This window comes from Hassallia byssoidea VB512170 (assembly GCF_000817785.2).
Taxonomy (GTDB): Bacteria; Cyanobacteriota; Cyanobacteriia; order Cyanobacteriales; family Nostocaceae; genus Hassallia; species Hassallia carrinoi.
The window spans coordinates 1-15,769 of sequence record NZ_JTCM02000141.1; the positions used below are offsets into that span (position 1 = coordinate 1).

Annotated in this window: 16 protein-coding genes; 4 read left to right on the forward strand and 12 right to left on the reverse strand. The window is 42.3% G+C overall.

Annotated features, from left to right (window positions below):
- Window positions 1–272: 272 nt before the first annotated feature.
- From PI95_RS31625 to PI95_RS31640, 4 genes are all read right to left on the reverse strand, one after another.
- Window positions 273–572, reverse strand: coding sequence for a BrnA antitoxin family protein (locus PI95_RS31625; protein ID WP_236117282.1), 300 nt, complete (start codon window positions 570–572; stop codon window positions 273–275).
- 22 nt (window positions 573–594) lie between these two features.
- Window positions 595–732, reverse strand: coding sequence for a hypothetical protein (locus PI95_RS31630; protein ID WP_163519373.1), 138 nt, complete (start codon window positions 730–732; stop codon window positions 595–597).
- Window positions 733–796: 64 nt separating this feature from the next.
- Complete coding sequence (locus PI95_RS31635) at window positions 797–2,386, reverse strand: B12-binding domain-containing radical SAM protein (protein WP_039752372.1); 1,590 nt, start codon at window positions 2,384–2,386, stop codon at window positions 797–799.
- Window positions 2,387–2,819: 433 nt separating this feature from the next.
- Window positions 2,820–3,788 (reverse strand): NAD-dependent epimerase/dehydratase family protein, encoded by a 969-nt coding sequence (locus PI95_RS31640; protein WP_039752369.1) that lies wholly within the window; start codon window positions 3,786–3,788, stop codon window positions 2,820–2,822.
- A gap of 184 nt (window positions 3,789–3,972) precedes the next feature.
- Here PI95_RS31640 and PI95_RS31645 point away from each other — a divergent pair, with 184 nt between their 5' ends.
- Entirely contained in the window at window positions 3,973–4,221 is a 249-nt protein-coding gene (locus PI95_RS31645) for a hypothetical protein (RefSeq protein ID WP_163519374.1), read from the forward strand.
- A gap of 18 nt (window positions 4,222–4,239) precedes the next feature.
- Here PI95_RS31645 and PI95_RS31650 read toward each other — a convergent pair whose 3' ends face one another.
- The 3 genes from PI95_RS31650 to PI95_RS31660 form a co-directional block, all read right to left on the reverse strand.
- Window positions 4,240–5,250 carry an NmrA/HSCARG family protein gene (locus tag PI95_RS31650; protein ID WP_052325717.1) on the reverse strand — a complete coding sequence of 337 codons (1,011 nt, stop codon included), beginning with the start codon at window positions 5,248–5,250 and terminating at the stop codon, window positions 4,240–4,242.
- A gap of 366 nt (window positions 5,251–5,616) precedes the next feature.
- Entirely contained in the window at window positions 5,617–6,675 is a 1,059-nt protein-coding gene (gene hemE / locus PI95_RS31655; RefSeq protein WP_039752368.1) for a uroporphyrinogen decarboxylase, read from the reverse strand.
- 67 nt (window positions 6,676–6,742) lie between these two features.
- Window positions 6,743–6,883, reverse strand: a complete 141-nt coding sequence (locus PI95_RS31660; RefSeq protein ID WP_163519375.1) for a hypothetical protein — start codon at window positions 6,881–6,883, stop codon at window positions 6,743–6,745.
- Between the two features lie 32 nt (window positions 6,884–6,915).
- Here PI95_RS31660 and PI95_RS31665 point away from each other — a divergent pair, with 32 nt between their 5' ends.
- Together PI95_RS31665 and PI95_RS31670 are read left to right on the forward strand one after the other, a co-directional pair.
- Window positions 6,916–7,662: a hypothetical protein gene (locus PI95_RS31665; protein WP_039752367.1), complete on the forward strand. Its 747-nt coding sequence runs from the start codon at window positions 6,916–6,918 to the stop codon at window positions 7,660–7,662.
- Window positions 7,663–7,705: 43 nt separating this feature from the next.
- On the forward strand, window positions 7,706–9,778 hold the full coding sequence (locus PI95_RS31670) for a S9 family peptidase (protein ID WP_039752366.1): 2,073 nt from the start codon (window positions 7,706–7,708) through the stop codon (window positions 9,776–9,778).
- Window positions 9,779–10,022: 244 nt separating this feature from the next.
- On the opposite strand, the gene PI95_RS31675 is transcribed toward PI95_RS31670, so the two are convergent.
- From PI95_RS31675 to PI95_RS31685, 3 genes are all read right to left on the reverse strand, one after another.
- On the reverse strand, window positions 10,023–10,304 hold the full coding sequence (locus PI95_RS31675; protein WP_039752365.1) for a hypothetical protein: 282 nt from the start codon (window positions 10,302–10,304) through the stop codon (window positions 10,023–10,025).
- A gap of 51 nt (window positions 10,305–10,355) precedes the next feature.
- Window positions 10,356–11,408 carry a S66 peptidase family protein gene (locus tag PI95_RS31680; RefSeq protein ID WP_039752363.1) on the reverse strand — a complete coding sequence of 351 codons (1,053 nt, stop codon included), beginning with the start codon at window positions 11,406–11,408 and terminating at the stop codon, window positions 10,356–10,358.
- A gap of 62 nt (window positions 11,409–11,470) precedes the next feature.
- Window positions 11,471–12,535, reverse strand: coding sequence for a glycosyltransferase family 4 protein (locus PI95_RS31685; protein ID WP_039752362.1), 1,065 nt, complete (start codon window positions 12,533–12,535; stop codon window positions 11,471–11,473).
- Between the two features lie 194 nt (window positions 12,536–12,729).
- Here PI95_RS31685 and PI95_RS31690 point away from each other — a divergent pair, with 194 nt between their 5' ends.
- Window positions 12,730–13,104, forward strand: a complete 375-nt coding sequence (locus PI95_RS31690; RefSeq protein ID WP_039752360.1) for a VOC family protein — start codon at window positions 12,730–12,732, stop codon at window positions 13,102–13,104.
- Between the two features lie 15 nt (window positions 13,105–13,119).
- Here PI95_RS31690 and PI95_RS31695 read toward each other — a convergent pair whose 3' ends face one another.
- On the reverse strand, window positions 13,120–14,253 hold the full coding sequence (locus PI95_RS31695; RefSeq protein ID WP_039752359.1) for a peptidoglycan-binding protein: 1,134 nt from the start codon (window positions 14,251–14,253) through the stop codon (window positions 13,120–13,122).
- 206 nt (window positions 14,254–14,459) lie between these two features.
- Window positions 14,460–15,536, reverse strand: a complete 1,077-nt coding sequence (locus tag PI95_RS31700) for a DMT family transporter (protein ID WP_039752358.1) — start codon at window positions 15,534–15,536, stop codon at window positions 14,460–14,462.
- Window positions 15,537–15,769: the final 233 nt, after the last annotated feature.

Here is a 15,769-nt window from a genome sequence, read left to right on the forward strand (position 1 = left end):
CTTTCTCATTTCAGTAGATTCAGCAAGCAAAATGCTTAAATGCTTTCTCAAACTTGAGTTTGCTTTCTCATTTCAGTAGATTCAGCAAGCAAAATGCCTAAATGCTTTCTCAAACTTGAGTTTGCTTTCTCATTTCAGTAGATTCAGCAAGCAAAATGCTTAAATGCTTTCTCCTAAAGGTGTTTTGGGCAAGTAATTAAGCTGATTACTTACTCAATTTGCCTGTGCCTGTTTCTCAGTTGAGTAATTAAGGCATTGATTTTGGTGTATCGTCAAGCTGAATGAAGCGATCGCGTTTTGGTCATATTTTCCATTCCCGCATATTTATCTGACTCAATTCTTCGCGCACAACTCGCCGTAAAATTTCCTCGCTCATGTTCGCGACGCTGTTGCACATATTCACGCAACGCATTATTTATCAAAGTCTGATAGTTTCCACCACCCGCAAGATGAACTTGTTCGCGGAACCACGTCAAAATATCATCTAAGCCAATTGTAATCCTTGTTTTACCTTCGGCTGTAGGCTCAATAGCTCCACGTTGACCTTGACTAAAATCATACTCAGTATCCATGATTTATTCCTCATCACAAAATTTACCTTTGAATGAGCGATAATTCTTGCCTAATTAATTCAGTAATCGCATCCACTAAAACCAAACGCTGATTAATTGGTAATTGCAAAACAGATTGCTTTAAATCCCGTGCAGATAAATTTAGTAAATCTGATTGCAAACTATTTTTATTCTGTGGTAAAACTTGCTTTAAATAGCGACACCCTAGAAGGGTGTCGGTGCTTTTATTTGGATGCTACTGCCTCGGCTTTTGCCGAAATCACCTGATAGGGCTTTTCTGCACCTTGTGCTAAATACTCAGCTAACTGAGATTCAATTTGATCGCGGACAATTTGACGATACTCGCAGAAATGTTCGATATGAGCGCAGGCTGAGAGGTAATGCTCCACAGCTTTTGGGTTACGCTTGATGATGCTAAACAAGTGATGCCAGAATTTCCAGCGAGTTTCGCGTTTGATTCCTTGTCGCCAGATAATAATTAGGAATGCTCTCACAAGCACCAACTCTGGCATCTTGGCTGGTCGTGTCCAACTCGGACCACCCATCATCAGAAAGCAGCGATAGGTGCGGTCTAAATATTTAACAGGGTCGTATAAAGCACAAAATGCATCAATATATTCTCTGGCAATATCTTCTAAAGGACGGGTGGCGATAAAGTTCATCAAAGTAGTTTGATTGATGTTGCCATCTTGGTTTTCGCGCAGTCGTCCTTCTTTTTTCAGGCGATGCCACAAAGCTGTATTTGGTAGCGCTTGCAACATGGCGAAGGTGGTAGAGGGAATTGCTGCTAATTCGGCAAAACGGACAATGCGATCGCCTGCACCGACTTTTTCGCCATCAAAACCGATAATAAACCCAGCCATCGGACGCAATCCAGCTTTAATAATGCTTTCCACCGCTTCTGTTAGCGAACTGCGGGTATTTTGAAACTTCTTCGTTAGTTGTAAACTGTCTTCATCTGGTGTTTCAATTCCCAAGAAGACGGCAGCGAAACCGCACTCAACCATCAACTCCATCATTTCTGGATCTTGCGCTAAATCAATTGATGCTTCAGTGTCAAACGCAAAGGGATACTGATGTTCTGCCATCCAAACTTTTAACTCTTTCAGCAACAATTTAACGTTACGTTTGTTGCCGATAAAGTTGTCATCCACCATGAACACACCACGACGCCAACCCAAATTATAAAGACAATCTAATTCTGCTAAAAGTTGTTCTGGTGTTTTGGTGCGCGGTTTGCGACCATAAAGAACAATGATGTCACAAAATTCGCACTGAAAAGGGCAACCCCGCGAAAACTGAACTGACATCATGTCATAAGCATCAAGTTCTAGTAAATCAAAGCGGGGTATCGGTGTAGATGTTACATCGGGTTTTTCGGTAGCGCGGAAAACCCCTGATGTTTCTCCTCGCTTAATTGCATCAATAAACATTGGCAGAGTAATTTCCCCTTCATCAAGAATGAGAAAATCTGCGCCTACTCCCTCAACTTCGTGGGGTACAGAAGTTGGGTAAGGACCACCTACCGCAACTAATTTACCACGTCTTTTTGCTTCTTTAATTTGGTCGAGTAAATCTGCTTTTTGGACAATCATAGCGGAGAATATTACTATATCCGCCCATGCCCATTCTTCTTCAGTTGCGGTGCGAATGTTGCGATCTACAAGTTTGAATTCCCATTCTTGCGGCAAAATCGCTGCTACTGTTACTAAACCTAAAGGTGGTAATAAAACCTTGCGATTAACTAATTCCAAGATTTTTTCGTATGACCAAAAGGTTTTGGGAAATATAGGATACACCAGTAAAATTCGCATGTAGTAGAAATCCTCACGTTATGGTTATTTTTTTAACTGTAATTAATGTAACTAAAACTCAGAGTAATTGACTTGTTGCTAGTTTTATTTTGTTTTAACAATGATTTATGAGACGTATTCGCGATCGCCTGGTTCCTTATTTCTATATACTTGTGTAATTTGTTGCCAAAACTATCTAGTTCCGCTCAATTATCTCTCACCTTGGAAGGGTGGGGCTATCCAAACTAAGTACTGTTTTGCGTTATTTTATAGCTTTTTTAAACGCAAAGTTACGCAGAGGAAAGCGCAAAGGTGAATCAGTCGGCGGAGTCGGTTTCCGTCCCGTCGAACTGATGAACCCGAAGGGTACGCAGAGTCTTCATTCAGATTTTCAAAGCGAATACTTATACAAAGTTTTACAGAGCTTACCTGCGTGGGCTAATTGAGATTATTTTTACAGAGAATTGGTGTTAGCAGGTTTAACACCGCTAATTTTCAAAACATCGCTCATGGTGGCGCAATAATTTGGTAAGCCGAAAGTGGCAGGATTGATGGCATTTTTGTAAATAAAATGGCGGTAGTTCATGCAAAATCGACTCCAAGCATCCATTTGAATGCGAAATACAGCGATTATCACATTAGCTAAGGATAACGATAAGGGAATGCGAAAGATGATTTTTTTACCAAGATAAGCGCAAACATCTTCAATTGCTTGGTTTACTGTTAACTGCGCTTGACCTAAAACCAATTTTCGCGATTGATTTTCTTTGGGTGGATTATCTATTAAATATCGCACGACTGTGGCAATATCTCGCCCGTGAATGAAGTGAAAACTACCGTCTACTTGCAAAAAACGAATTAAATCAATATATTTTGTAACTTCTGAAATACCTGGAGAAATATGAGAATAAGGTTTGTCAGTTTCACCACCTAAAACTAAAGTCGGAAAGACTGTGGTTACTTTGGGTGCGATCGCTAATTTTGGTACTTTATGCAAACATTCGTATTTAGACTTAACATAATCTATCCCTATTTCCCCAGCTTCTTTTAATGGTTGTTCGTTGCGACCCAAAACGCTAGCGGTAGAAAAATAAATTACCTGTTCGCATCTGTCTGGATCTAACAAACTCATTAATTCTAGGGTTTTCTCTACATTAATCTTAAATGTGTTGTCTCCACCCCAAGCCGTCGCTGTTAAAACCGCAGTATCAATTGTTTTCAGCAAGTCTGCAAACAAGCTAATTTCTTGCATATCACCTTGCAAAACTGTGATACCCGGACGTGCTTGAGTATCAACTTGCAGTTTACTTGGGTTTCTTACCAGCAAATACAACTCGTGATTCGTCTCTTTAATTAAAGCTTCGCTCAGGTAATGACCGACACAGCCACTTGCACCAGTTATTAAAATTCGTTTCTGGGTCATAAATATTTTTTAGATTGTAGTTGTTAAACAGCGATTACTATTTTGAATGCATATCTAGCAACTAACAACTACAACAACTTACTCACCGGGTCGGGACATAATCGATTTTTACAATAAATCGGGAAAAAAAGCAAGGGGCATAGGTAATGGGGCATGGGGCATCGGGCATGGGGGAGGCAGTGCGTTGGGCGGCTCTGCCGACTTGAAGCATCTGCCGTCATGGGGCATCGGGCATGGGGGAGCCAGTGCGTTGGGGAGGCAGTGCGGTCTTGGGGATCACCTGCGTGGAGCATCTGCCGTCGGGGCAGCCGACAGTCACGCATCTGGCGTCATGGAAAGAATCTCTTATTCCCAATGCCCATTGCCCAATGCCCAATTCGCTCATGAATGCCCAATTACCGATTACCCATTATCAATTACCAAGTGTATATAAAGTGATTAAGCGATCGCCTTACTTGCTTCCGGTCATGGCATCTTTCTGCACTTCCCCAGGTTCACCTCGCCAGCCTGTTTTCTTCACCCACTGCTCAAAAGTCATTAAATCAGGGTGAATTTTTCGCAGCGATTCGCGATCGCGTGGCATTCCGTACTCAATGCAAAAACGCAGCATGTTGATCACATCATGCACATTTGTCAATCCAAGCGCCGCATATTCTTCTAAAGTCATCGGACGGTACTCGGCAGGAACGCCAGATACGCGCTCAAGGGTGGCGGCAATTTCTTGGAATGTCAAACTATCACTGCCGATCGGCAGCGTTCTACCACCCCACTCGTCTGGATGGGCAAACACATAAGCAGTAAAGAAGGCAATATCATCAAGTGCCACCATTGACCATTGTGCATCCGCTAAGGGTAGCCTGAAAATAACGCCTTCACGACCATCGCTTAATGTTCCCCGTTCGGGCACCGCAAATTGCTTGACATTCTCGATGTAAGGAAGCGTCACAAGCACAGTCACATGTCGCGAATACCAACCATCGGCTTCTTGACGCATAAATTCGTCGGATCGTCGCCAGTTAATTTCATGCTCCACCGCTGCTTTTGCATCAAAGTGGGGAACCGGGATACGACCGTGTGAGAGTGTGACACACGAATCGAGTGAGGAATAGACAAAGTGCTGCACTCCCGCTTGGCGGGCTGCTTCTAGCATTTGTAATCCTTGTTCGCGTTCAGTCGTTACCATGCAATCTTGCCAAAAATTCGTGTTGCAAAATACTCCATAGATTCCTGACATTGCGGTTGCAACACTGGCGCGATCGTTGGTATCTCCTTTGACGAGTTCAACTCGGTTTCCGTTCGCTCCCATTTCTAAAAGTTCTTGAGCATGAGAGCTTTCGGGGTTTCGAGTCAAGGCACGGATACGCCAGTTGTTTTCATCCGTTAGCAGACGGCGAACAATCGGGCGTCCCATCGCACCTGTAGCTCCAATAACAAGAATTGTGCGTGCAGTTTGTTCAGCCATAATAATTTTTATTTCGCTTTTATGTGAAATTCTTAATTCTTGGTACAGACGTTCCGGCGGAACGTCTCTACAAAGGCGGGTTTTAATGTTATAATAATCCGTCAAAATTTACAATTCATACTTCAAATCAGCAACGCCAGAATTTTTATTGGTAACTTTATTCTGCAAAAAAGCTTTATAGGTCTTGAATCAATGCTTTAGATTATTCTTCGGTAGTGAAATGTTTACAGAAGCGCCATTAATTAGATTAATTGACAAAAGATTCTAGCAATAGTAATTAGTGAAGATAATCGCTCTTTGATAATCGCTAATAACTAATCGCATCACCATTAGCTATTAACGATTAGCCATTAGCAACAAAGAACGTTAAGTAACCGCTGTTAAACTCAGTTGTTTTGCTGTTTCAAAGAAGAAGGCAACATTTTCTTCTGGGGTTGTGGGTAGCACACCATGACCAAGGTTGAGAATATGACCCCAATTACCTGCTTTGCGAACGGTATCATAAATGCGATCGCGAATAAATTCTTGGGAACCAAACAGTACACCCGGATCGAGATTTCCTTGCACTTTCACTTCTTTGCCCAATCTTGCCCGTGCATCTGCCATGTCTACTGACCAGTCTACAGTGACAATATCCGCACCGGATTTTCCCATTCTTTCCAGCACACCTGCACTACCGCTAACTAGCAGAATTAACGGTGTATCTGGATGAGTTTGCTTGACTTGCTCAAACACTCTTTGTTGATAGGGCAAAGCAAAAACGTCATAATCTTGAGGGCTGAGTTGACCCGCCCAAGAATCGAACATTTGTACTACTTGAGCGCCGCAGTCAATTTGGTAGCGAGCATAAATAGCGATCGCATCCGCAAATTTTGCCAGCAATTGATGCAAAACCGTCGGATCGGAGAACGCCATATTTTTAATCACGGAATAGGTTTTAGAACCTTTTCCTTCCACAGCATAAGCTGCTAAAGTCCACGGCGCCCCGACAAAGCCCAGCACCGTTGATTGATTGTCCACCTCAGTACGCAAAGCCTGCAAAATTGTTTTGATAAATGGCAGGGATGCTTCTGGTTCTAAAGGACGCAGTTGATCGATTTGGGCTTGAGAGCGAATAGGTGATTGAATAATTGGACCTTTGCCTTCAGCAATATCCATTTCAATGCCCAAACCGGGTAGAGGCGTGACAATATCGGAAAATAGAATTACTCCATCCGGCTGGAAAGCTCGCCAAGGTTGTAAAGAAATTTCAATCGCTACTTCGGGAATTTCCGAGCGATCGCGAAACGATGGATACTTTTCGCGTAAATCTCGATACGCTTTCATATATCGTCCAGCTTGACGCATCATCCATACTGGAGGACGATCTAACACTTCACCACGAGCAGCTCGTAGGAGATGAGGAGCGCTTAAGGAAACACCCATTTAACACTTCATCCTAAGTCGTTTTTTTATGCCACTGTTTAGCTTATCATTCTCGGATTACGCTTTTTCAGGAGCTTGCCGGAAAAGAGGAGGGGGGGATGGGGAGATGGGGAGATGGGGAGTGGGGAATGGGGAGTAGAATAAATTTTTCCACATGTAGGGGTGGGGTTCCCCCAGCCTTCCCCATTACCCATTTTCCATTACCCATTACCCATTACCCATTCCCAATTCCCCAGAGCAATGCAAACCCATAATTCTGATTTTACCTTGACTTCAAACGATTCTCAGCGGCAAATGCTTTTGATACCGCGATCGCAGCGTCAAAGCTTCTTTATCCAATTTTCAATTTTGACGCTTTTAGGATGGGTGGTAGGTGGAATTGCCAGCATCGCTTTAGAAAAAACTATTGTGGAAACTATACCACCAAGCATTTTCCAGCAACATCTGACGTGGTATTCTTTGGGTAAAAGCTTCAGCAGTAATTTAATTTTTGCCTTAATTTTTGGCGCAGATCAAGCGATCGTCGTGCGTCGATATGTATCCGGTTGGTTGTGGCTGCTGGCTACTAGTTTCGGTTGGCTGATTGCCAATAGCGTTTCTACAGCATGGATAAGCTACATTAGTGCGATCGCTGCATCGTCAAATTTGATATCTCCTAATGAAACTGTTATTTTGGGCATTTTGTCAACTTTTTTATATATTCTTTCTGGCATTTGGCTGGGGTTTTGCCAATTTATGGTATTGCGACGTTACACAAAAGATGCTTGGTGGTGGACTTTTTTACCTTCAGTTTCATTTTTCTTCATCAGTATCTCGATTTGGTTGCTAACGAAAGTGCAAGATTTTATTCCCGAAGCAAACCGGACTCAGATATTGTATTTGAGTGGACAAGGGTTAACTGCGGTGATTCTGGGAGTTGTACCTGCCATTGGGTTGTGTCGGCTGAAAAAATCGCGCCACACTAATGGTATTTCTAGTTCATCATAACTAGGAGTGTAATTGCTGCACATTGAGATCGAGGTAAAAAAATATGAATAAAGATAACCGTTTACAACATATTGTGAACCCACCAGTTGCTGAGAAACAACCGCAAGTTTTGGAGTTACACGGCGATCGGCGAATTGACGATTACTTTTGGCTGCGCGATATCGACAACGATAAGGCGATCGCTTATCTAGAAGCCGAAAACGCTTACACACAAAGCATGATGCAACATACTGAAGCTTTGCAAACAAAGCTTTATGATGAGATGTTGGCGCGGATTCAAGAAACTGACTTATCAGTGCCATTCCGCAAAGATGATTATTACTATTATTCTCGCACCGAAGAAGGAAAAGCTTACCCTATTCACTGTCGCAAAAAAGGTAGTCTCGACGCAACAGAAGAAGTGCTTCTAGACCAAAATGAACTAGCGCAAGGGCATGAATTTTTCAGCTTAGGTGTATTTCAAATCAGTCCCAATCATCAAATCTTAGCTTATTCAACTGATACTAGCGGCTCGGAACAATACACCCTTTTCTTTCTTGACTTGAACACATTTGAGTTGTATTCCGAAACTATACCGGAAACTTATTTTTCTTTAACTTGGGGGAACGATAACCAGACAGTATTTTACACCAAAATAAACGCGGCGAATCGTCCTTATCAACTATTTCGCCATACTTTACAAACACCGACAACTGAAGATGTTTTAATTTACCACGAGCCTGATGATACTTACAATTTAGATTTGGGAAAAACCCGTAGTGAAGCATACATCTTGATGATTTTGCATAGCAGCATTACCACGGAAATTCATTATTTAGATGCGAATAATCCTACTGGTGATTTTCAGATAATTCATCCACGCACTACAGGGATGGAATACGATGTTGAACATCACAGCGATTATTTTTACATCGTTACTAACGATGAAGCAACCAACTTTAAATTGGTGAAAACCCCGGTAGCAACGCCGAATAAGGAAAATTGGCAAACTGTAATTCCCCATCGCGAAGATGTGATGCTATCAGGGGTGAGTTTGTTTGCCAATCATTTGGTAATTTATGAAAGAAAAGCGGGATTGCAAACTGCAAGAGTGCAAAACTTATCTACAAGTAAGGAAAGTAATATTACTTTTCCAGAACCTACATATACCTTTTATGAAGGAAACAACCCAGAATTTAACACAAGTATTCTCCGCTTCAATTACACATCTTTAATCACACCGTTATCTGTGTTTGATTACGACATGGAAACAGATAAGCGAGAGTTGAAAAAAGAAACGGAAGTTCTTGGAGGCTATGATAAAAGCCACTATAAAAGTGAGTGGCTGATGGCTACAGCGAAAGATGGAACGCAAATTCCTATATCTATTGTTTACAAACAAGGAATCGAAAAAGATGGTAAAAATCCCTTGTTTATGACAGGATATGGTTCTTACGGATATTCTTACCCGGTGATGTTTTCATCAACTCGACTAACGCTGTTAGATCGGGGAATGGTGTATGCGATCGCTCATATTCGCGGTGGCGAAGAAATGGGGCGAAAATGGTATGAAGACGGGAAATTTTTGCAGAAAAAAAATACCTTTACAGATTTTATCGCCTGTGCAGAATATTTGATTGGCGAAAAATGGACACAAAGCGATCGCCTAGTTATTTCCGGGGGTAGCGCAGGTGGTTTATTGATGGGTGCAGTCATAAATATGCGTCCCGATCTTTTTAAAGTAGTAGTTGCTGATGTCCCATTTGTAGATGTCGTGACTACTATTTTAGATACTTCATTGCCCCTTTCGGCGATGGAATGGGAAGAATGGGGTAATCCCAACGACAAAGTTTATTACGACTACATGAAATCTTATTCGCCTTATGATAACGTTGAGGCGAAAGATTACCCAGATATACTCATCACTGCGGGCTTAAATGATTCTCGCGTGAAATACTGGGAACCAGCCAAATGGACAGCAAAGTTAAGAGAATTGAAGACAGATAACAATATTCTCTTACTCAAAACTAACATGAGCGCCGGACATGGCGGTGCATCTGGGCGTTATGAAAGCTTAAAAGAATTAGCTTTTGACTACGCCTTTATTTTGGATCGCTTAGGTTTGGGAGAAATTTGATTATTTTTTGACGCAGAGGAATAATGTCCTCTGCGTATTTAATTTGAAGGCACACTTAAACACAATGTTGACATGTTGTATCGTTTATCAAGTTTTAGTTACCGAAATAATGAAATGCGATCGCAATAACTATTCTGCGCTTTCAGCATCGAAATCATCAAGCTCTAGTGTGTATTTTAATGCTTCCTTTAGCATCAAGAAGTAATTAGGAGAAAGAGTTCCTAATTTTCTCATTAATCGTTGCCTATCGATAACAACAATTTGATAATAAAGCACTACTATCCTCTTGGTGAAGGAGCGAGAGATAATCAGCTAAAGCTGCTTCTGCAAAGGCTAAATCTTCCTGCGCGAACTCAGCTTTTAGCGTAGCAGCTTCTTCATCAGAAATAGCATCCCATTGCTGAGTGAGTTTTTTCTGATGTAAAGAAATAGCAAAGTCTAAAACTTTCTCTTGCCAAGACAGAGGCAATTGGGACAATATTTCAAACAATTCAGAGTGAATAATGTCTGTTGTTTTTTTTGTCATTGCTACACTTTTTACTATATTTGAATGAAAAAATAAGCCGTAACTCCTTAATTATGCAACACTCAAAATACCTTCATCTGCATCCAAAGTTGCCATAACCCCAACTGGTAAAGCCGCATTAGGTGCTTCGTGACCAAATGGTAAATTGGAGACAACCGGAATACCCAAATCGCTCAAGCGATCGCGCAACACTTCTTCTACACTCAAGCTAGGAACATCAGCCGGTGCTTCACATTTCGTAAAGCTACCCAATGCAATTCCACTAACTTTTGATAAAGCACCACTCATCCGCCATTGTGTCAACATTCTATCAATGCGGTAAGGTGCTTCTGTCACATCTTCAAACGCCAAAATCACATTATTCAAATTCGGTTGAAATGGCGTATTTAATAGATGAGTTGCTACCGTCAAATTAGCTGGTAACAAAATTCCCTTAGCTATACCTCCACCCCAACCAAAGCCTTTTAAAGAATCAATAGAACGACCTTCCACCCAATCGAACAAACGCTGAACTGACCAATCCGGCTCTGATGATAAAGTTGTCAGTACAGGTGCATGAACGCCGGCAATTCCTGCTTTTTCCAAGCTCCACAATAGCGCGGTGATGTCAGAAAAGCCAATCAACCACTTGGGGAGTGGGGAGTGGGAAGTGGGGAGTGGGGATGAGGGAGATGGGGGAGATGGGGGAGACAAGGGAGATGGGGGAGATGGGGAGACAAACTCCCCCTGCCCCCTGCCCCCTGCCCCCTGCCCCCTGCCTCCTTGTCCTCCCTGTCCCCCCTGTCCCCAATTCCAATTTTCCAAAATGCGGGTGCTACCGAAACCACCTCTAGCGCAGAGGATACCGCGACATTCTGGATCTTGCCATGCTGCTGCTAATTGCTGGCGGCGGGTTTCATCTTTACCTGCTAAATATCCCCATTTATCATCTATCTGGGGAGATATTTCTACTTTGTAGCCACGCGATCGCCAAATTTCCACCCCGCGTTCAAAGGTCGCAAATTCTCGCAAAGCACCGCTAGGCGCAATTACTCGCAGTAAATCACCAGGTTTGAGAAAAGGCGGGACAATTTTCGATTTGGAATTTTCGATTTGAGATTGCATTAATAATTATGTAGTTGTCAACAACAAAAAGCAATTACCAATTACCAATTACCAATTACCAATTACCTATTACCTAAAATCTCTTTAAACCATTTTTCAAAGCGCGAACCTAACGCTTCAAAAGAAAATTGAGCTTCTGCGTCAGCGCGACAAGTATGACGGTCAATTTCACCGATACGCTGGGTAGCATTTACTAACTCAGAAATGCTATCCGGTTCTACCAGAAAGCCAGTTTTGCCATCTTGGATAATTTCCGCAGGTCCACCGCGACGATAGGATATTACAGGCACTCCACAAGCTAAACTTTCAATTACGACATTGCCGAAAGCTTCTACCCAATGGGGTGTCATTAATAATGCCCGACACTCACCTAATACCTGCTGCATTTCATTTGTTGATAAAAATCCCAGATATTCAAAGATATCATTTGGGTAATTTTCACAAATCTGCTGCCAGTATAATTCATCTTGAATTTTACCCATAATTTTTAAGGGAATTTGGGTAATTTGCGCGACTGCGACTGCATCTTCTAAACCTTTTTCTGGGGAAATGCGACCTAACCAGGCTAATTGTTGTTTCGGGTGTAAGCAAAACTGATAAAGCCCTAAATCAATACCACTACTCAAGTAATGTAAGGGTGGGGTTAACTGAGAAAAAGTGATAGCTTGAGACGCAGTATAAAAGCCAATAGTGCCAGGAAACTGCTTTGCCACTTGTACAATCATTTGGTCAAGGGCATCGGAGAGTGAACCCATGCTGACAAAGTGAGCAATAGGACGATTGAAAAAAGGTGTCAGGTAAAATGGCAACCAATCGTAAGCAAAATTTACAATCAAGTCATAATCAGTTTGAACCTGACGAGCATAATCCCACATATTTGCCAAAACAGGATTTTCTGGCATGATAATCGGGTCTGTGCGTTCTTGGCTTTGGGCAATAATCTGTAAATTACCAGGAATTTGCACTAAAGGTAGATTATCCCATGTCGAACCTGCGGGAGCGACGATTTGCACTTGATGACCCCGCTGGATCATTTGTTGAGCTATATTATACACGGTTAATTCCACACCACCGCCCAGTCCAGTGCCAAGGGGTCCAACGGAAGTAGAAACGAAAAGTAATTTCATAGGTTTGGTAGAAGCATTTAACCTAATTAATAATTATTAATTCATAATTGATAATTAAAGAGGGTTTGTACCCGATGCGGTTTATTTCTCGAAAATATTTTTCATAAATAAAAGCGAGGATTGCTATATATAATTTCATTAGACAACGCAGCAATGAAAATCCTTCAGCATAGCTACTTTTTTAGTGAAGATTTATGTTTGATCATCTATCCCTCGGAGTCAGTAATTTACAGCGCAGCATCAATTTTTATAACGTTGTACTTGCACCATTAGGCATTAAATGCTTATTTAACTTGCCTTATGTTGCAGCTTATGGTATTGATCGCCCGATGTTTTGGATTGGTAATCGAGGTGTAACCGAGATTGAACCATCAAAAGGTTTTCATTTGGCATTTGTGGCAAGCGATCGCTTTGAAGTAGATGCTTTTTATACAGCAGCAATGCAAGTTGCAGCTAAAGACGATGGCAAGCCTGGATTGCGGGAGCAATACCACCCCAATTATTATGCAGCATTTGCGATCGATCCTGATGGTTATCGCATCGAAGCCGTATGTCACAATCCGCAGTAGAATAAATTTTGAGCGTTACTCTTGCGAATCTTCCTCTTCACTGTCTTCACCAGGCGACAAAGTGCGGATACGATTCATTTGTGAAAGAGCATAACGCGCTGTTGCTTGCACCTCAGCATTCGAGTCTTCCGTTGCCAGACACAACATCTGACTAATTTGAGCCATCATATCATAAACGCGAGTCAAGTCACGGATAGCATTTTGCCGCACTTCTGGACTTTCATCTTGCAGTGAAATCGCCAAAGCACGATTCATCGGTTTAAGTGTGCGCGTACCAATTTCCGCCAAAGCTGCTAAAATTAAACTGCGTTGTTGAGAATCAGCGTCAATCATCACCTCCATCAGTGGCTGAATTGCGCGGGAATCTCCCTGCTGTCCCAAATCCCAGATAGCTTTGCGCCGTTTCGTCAAGTCGGGACTGCGTAAGTCTTTCATCAACTCGTCAACGATGTTGACTTTCGCCAAACGGGAAGTTTTTTCTAGTGGTAACACTTCTGTAGCAGGTGGTGCAGTTGCTTCTTCTGCATTTGTTATATCTGCTGCGCTGTCCAACGGTAACAAACCAGGAACCGGCTTTGTCTGAGATGGTGTCAAAACTTCAAAATCAAAGTTGGACGATTGAACAAGTTTTACTTTTCTCGATTTCTTGAGCAAATAAAGCAATGCACCAAGACTGCCTAAAATTCCCACACCAACCAGCGACCACCATAATAAATCTTTTTGCGGAGATGCCTTGGTACTTGCTTTCTCATTTTTCGGGGTAGAAGTGGTAGCAGCAAGGGATAATGATTGCTTTTGCTTAACTGCTGTCAGCAGACTTTTTTTAGTTGTCGCACCAGCAAGACCATCTGTTATCAAGTTTTTTGCTTTCTGAAATTTAGAGACGGCAAGTTCGGTGCTTTTGCCATAATCTCCATTTACCACACCATCGTAATATCCTAACTCTTTGAGTTGTTTTTGCAGTACCTCGACTTCTGCGCCTGTACTACCAAGTGCGAGAATAGAAGAATTGGCTGTCTGTGTAGAATTGGTTTGAGACAGTTTGAATTCCGGTGCTAGGTTAGGTGGAACTGTGCTTGCGGGATTGGTGTCAAATGCCAAGCAAGTCAAACAGGTAATTACCAGGATGGAGGAATGGCGTAGCCTCATATCGAACATTCGCAGCCAGAAGATACATTGGAAGTTATGGATATAACAATAACTTGGGCTTGGCTTAATGTTAACTTTTATCTTGACAAAAATATCTTGAAGAAGCTTTAAAGGTGATGAAAATTATGAATAGTCAGGAATTCGCCTATTCTCCCCGGTTAGTGGTCAGCATTCAGATAACAGTATAATTGTTGCTATCTCAGTAGTTAAGGCATAATTTCTGGTTCAGATTTTCTGATTGATAAACTTACTGGGTTGAGCTTTTTCCCAGATGCTTCCGGAAGCGATCGCTCCGAATGTGTATTGTTTTGTTCTGCGACTGCAACCTTCTGATTTGTTCGCGCTAAGGTGTCACGTTGGTTGATCAGATAGATGCTGACTAAAGTTAAGCAGACTCCCACCCACTGTACAGGGCTGAGGACTTCGTTGAGCAACAAATTGCCAAATAGCAGGGCAAATACGGGTGTGAGGAAGGTGAGAGAACTGAGACTGGTGAGACTGCCGCTAGAAGCAAAATAGAAAAATAATCCGTAGGCGATCGCACTCCCAAAGACTGTGGCATATAACAGCGCCATCCAATCAGATACTACAAGATTTTGCCACTGCTGCGATTCGCTAAAAAATGAAATTCCCCATAAAGGCAATCCACCTATAATCATGTGCCATCCTGTAGCGCTTACCGGATCGGCATATCGACATACATACCTAATCAACACCGTTCCCACTGCCATTGACAGCGCAGCTAACAACATCAACCACTCGCCGCTTTCTAAGAGGGAGTAGGGAGTAGAAAGTGGGGAGTAGGGGGTAGAACTGGAGAAAAGACTCAAAATTAATTCGTCGGGTAAGCCAATTAAACTAATACCTGTGACTCCTAATGCTAGTCCCAGCCATCCCCACAAACCAATATGTTCTTGAAATAGCCACAACGACATTAAAGCAACAGCCAACGGTTGAGAGTCAATCATTACAGACCCCAACCCCGCACCAGTTCTGACTAATCCCTCTGCCAAAAAGCCTTGAAATAACGTTCCATCCACCAACGCAAATAAGGCAATCCACAACCATGCTGCCCAACTTTTAGGCTGAGGTCTACCCATGAATGCAGTTGCGATTAAGATTAGCACCCCAGCGGGCACTAGACGCACTCCTGCCATAAATAGCGGCGTGGTGTGGGGAATTACTTGTTTCATTGCTACCATTGCCGTACCCCACAAGAAAAAGGGCGCGATTAACAGTAGCGGGGCAAAGGGAAGTTTGGATGCACGCTCGTTCATTTGCATGGAATAGAAAAATGCCTTTGTTTCACAAACGCTGAAATTACTTTACCTAATTTTACCTAATTATGTCGTTTTGTGAAGTAAAGATTACTCACTTATAGGCGAATTTACTTTTGTCGGTGAATAAAAATGAGCTGTAAACCCCTTGGAATGAACGTGGACAAAAATGGACAGCCTTCTACACAGACTGTCTATGATGCTGCACGAACAACTAAGAACAAGGCTGTCCATTTTTG

Excerpts from the sequence above, each read along its gene's own strand:
- PI95_RS31625 (WP_236117282.1), bottom strand. The coding sequence starts at position 572 with ATGGATACTGAGTATGATTTTAGTCAAGGTCAACGTGGAGCTATTGAG.
- PI95_RS31635 (WP_039752372.1), bottom strand. The coding sequence starts at position 2,386 with ATGCGAATTTTACTGGTGTATCCTATATTTCCCAAAACCTTTTGGTCA.
- PI95_RS31640 (WP_039752369.1), bottom strand. The coding sequence starts at position 3,788 with ATGACCCAGAAACGAATTTTAATAACTGGTGCAAGTGGCTGTGTCGGT.
- PI95_RS31650 (WP_052325717.1), bottom strand. The coding sequence starts at position 5,250 with ATGGCTGAACAAACTGCACGCACAATTCTTGTTATTGGAGCTACAGGT.
- hemE (WP_039752368.1), bottom strand. The coding sequence starts at position 6,675 with ATGGGTGTTTCCTTAAGCGCTCCTCATCTCCTACGAGCTGCTCGTGGT.
- PI95_RS31660 (WP_163519375.1), bottom strand. The coding sequence starts at position 6,883 with ATGGGTAATGGAAAATGGGTAATGGGGAAGGCTGGGGGAACCCCACCC.
- PI95_RS31665 (WP_039752367.1), top strand. The coding sequence starts at position 6,916 with ATGCAAACCCATAATTCTGATTTTACCTTGACTTCAAACGATTCTCAG.
- PI95_RS31670 (WP_039752366.1), top strand. The coding sequence starts at position 7,706 with ATGAATAAAGATAACCGTTTACAACATATTGTGAACCCACCAGTTGCT.
- PI95_RS31675 (WP_039752365.1), bottom strand. The coding sequence starts at position 10,304 with ATGACAAAAAAAACAACAGACATTATTCACTCTGAATTGTTTGAAATA.
- PI95_RS31680 (WP_039752363.1), bottom strand. The coding sequence starts at position 11,408 with ATGCAATCTCAAATCGAAAATTCCAAATCGAAAATTGTCCCGCCTTTT.
- PI95_RS31685 (WP_039752362.1), bottom strand. The coding sequence starts at position 12,535 with ATGAAATTACTTTTCGTTTCTACTTCCGTTGGACCCCTTGGCACTGGA.
- PI95_RS31690 (WP_039752360.1), top strand. The coding sequence starts at position 12,730 with ATGTTTGATCATCTATCCCTCGGAGTCAGTAATTTACAGCGCAGCATC.
- PI95_RS31695 (WP_039752359.1), bottom strand. The coding sequence starts at position 14,253 with ATGAGGCTACGCCATTCCTCCATCCTGGTAATTACCTGTTTGACTTGC.
- PI95_RS31700 (WP_039752358.1), bottom strand. The coding sequence starts at position 15,536 with ATGCAAATGAACGAGCGTGCATCCAAACTTCCCTTTGCCCCGCTACTG.